The organism is Mesorhizobium sp. M7A.F.Ca.US.014.04.1.1 (assembly GCF_003998745.1).
Classification (GTDB): domain Bacteria; phylum Pseudomonadota; class Alphaproteobacteria; order Rhizobiales; family Rhizobiaceae; genus Mesorhizobium; species Mesorhizobium ciceri.
On sequence record NZ_RZRW01000843.1, the window covers coordinates 1 to 1,807 of the forward strand.

Sequence of the window (1,807 nt, forward strand, 5' to 3'; positions counted from 1 at the left end):
CCCCCAAGACCGATACGAATACTACCTGGTCAAGGTAGTTGCTATGTGGGCCCGCGCCACGGCGGTCAGCGTGGGCCCGTACGCTGCGCTGACCGGCGCTCACTATCGCCTGCGAGCCACGATCGTAGATCAGCGCTTGGCGTTGTCACTCTCCGAGTCGGCCCGCGCGAGGAACTGCTCGGCTGTCGCTGGAATATGGCTTTTCAACCAGTCCGCCATCGCAACTTCCTCACGCAGATTCTCTTCGCAGAGCTGGGCGACCTCTGCTTCGCCTAGCGATTTGGCGGCGGCGATCAGGATTGTGTAGGAGGCGATTTCCATGTGCTCGAACGTGTAGCTTGCAAGCGATCCCTTCATCACTTCGTCCCCGGCGAACACCCCACTGAGCGACTGCGTCATTGCCGTCAGCTTGCCGCCGGCATCCTTCAGTGTGGAAGATCCTTGTCCGATGCGGTCAAGACAGGTTTCCAGCCGAGCAGCCTGCTGTCTGGTCTCCTGGATGTGCTGGCGAATCCGCTCGCTGAGCTCAGGATAGTTCTCTATCCGGTTCAGTTGCCCATTCAACATGGTTTCGGCCTGCTCCTCCATGGCGTGAGCATCCCTGAGCCATTGGACAAGCCATTCGCGTGATTCTGACATTTCATACCTCCTTCATGGGTCGGCCAGAACTTTCAAAGGGAGATATTGTTCCTCATCGGTTGAGCTGCGGAGTCAGCCTGTATTGCAGGCTCCTTGAGGTAGGCGCTGCAAGCGGGCGCTTGGCACCAGGAGAGAATGGCGGGCGACGGGCATGGTCGCGGTGTCGGCGGTGGCAAAACGCATTCCTGCAGAAATGACGAAGCTGCTGCCTGCCGCGGGTTCCGTGATGGATGATCTCAATGAAGCGTTTCGCGTCGGCTCGCATTCCAATACCCGCGCCGCGATGTGTCAGGCTGTGTCTTGCCCGAGCGCCTTGGCCGTTGCCATTCGTCTTGCAAAATCAGCCCATTGCCGGTGCGCCCCAGCGAGGCCTCCAGGTTCAACAACGGAGATCATATCACGATGGAACGTCACGGCGTTTCGCAGGTTGGTATTGGGGTTTTCGCGCTAGGGAAAGAGCCATGACTTCTTCAGACAAGTCTTCAACTAACATATCACACCGCTCCGAGAAATCGAGCGGCAGGAGCCCGTCAAAGCCGGCGACACCTTCACCGGCCCCAGAGAAAATATCCGGAGCAGGCCCTGCGGTCGCCGAGCATTCGAAAGACGCCAAGGCGCCCAGAGGCGGGCGTCAACCTGGGGCCTATGTCAAGGATTAGATAGCCGAGCTGGGTTGCGTTTGTCTGGCCAATGCAGGAAGCGACGAGGAGGTTTTTATGCAGATGATGGGAGTTGTCGTCAGCCGAGACCAGGCTCCGGTCGTGGAATTTCGGGGCGAGGGAGGCGAGTGTATTACAGTTACCCTGCAGGCCGGGCATACTCTTCCCGACGATGAACTCATTGCAAAGGCCAGGGCCATGATGGTTCAGGTCGCTCAGTTCGGGACGGACCAGATCAACAATGCGGCGATGTCTGACGGGTCGTCGGCCGATGGGGTTATACAATCCGGAATGTCGGGATAGATAGCTTCGCTCGATGCAGGCCTGCTGCAAGGCCACGAGTCGGCAGCGGACGTGCAGTCATCAGCCAGAAGATGGCGAGAACGGTACGCAGGCAAGGCACGCAGATCGCACCCTCCAAAGCAGCGACACCGGTGATCATCGAAAAGCCGAGCGTGAGCGTTGGGGCTATCAAAGCTATGGAACAAAGCTTGCGCGCACTGGTTGGG

The 1,807-nt window shown here is 58.8% G+C and carries 3 protein-coding genes; 1 reads left to right on the plus strand and 2 read right to left on the minus strand.

Features of this window, described 5'->3' with window-relative positions:
- Positions 1-129: 129 nt before the first annotated feature.
- On the minus strand, positions 130-639 hold the full coding sequence (locus tag EOA22_RS32190) for a DUF892 family protein (protein WP_063170790.1): 510 nt from the start codon (positions 637-639) through the stop codon (positions 130-132).
- Between the two features lie 151 nt (positions 640-790).
- Between EOA22_RS32190 and EOA22_RS38290 the strand changes: the two genes are divergently transcribed.
- Positions 791-1,090, plus strand: a complete 300-nt coding sequence (locus EOA22_RS38290) for a hypothetical protein (protein WP_127390533.1) — start codon at positions 791-793, stop codon at positions 1,088-1,090.
- 485 nt (positions 1,091-1,575) lie between these two features.
- Here the strand turns inward: EOA22_RS38290 and EOA22_RS38295 are convergent.
- The coding region (locus EOA22_RS38295) for a hypothetical protein (RefSeq protein ID WP_206521391.1) at positions 1,576-1,807 on the minus strand (232 nt) is incomplete at its 5' end.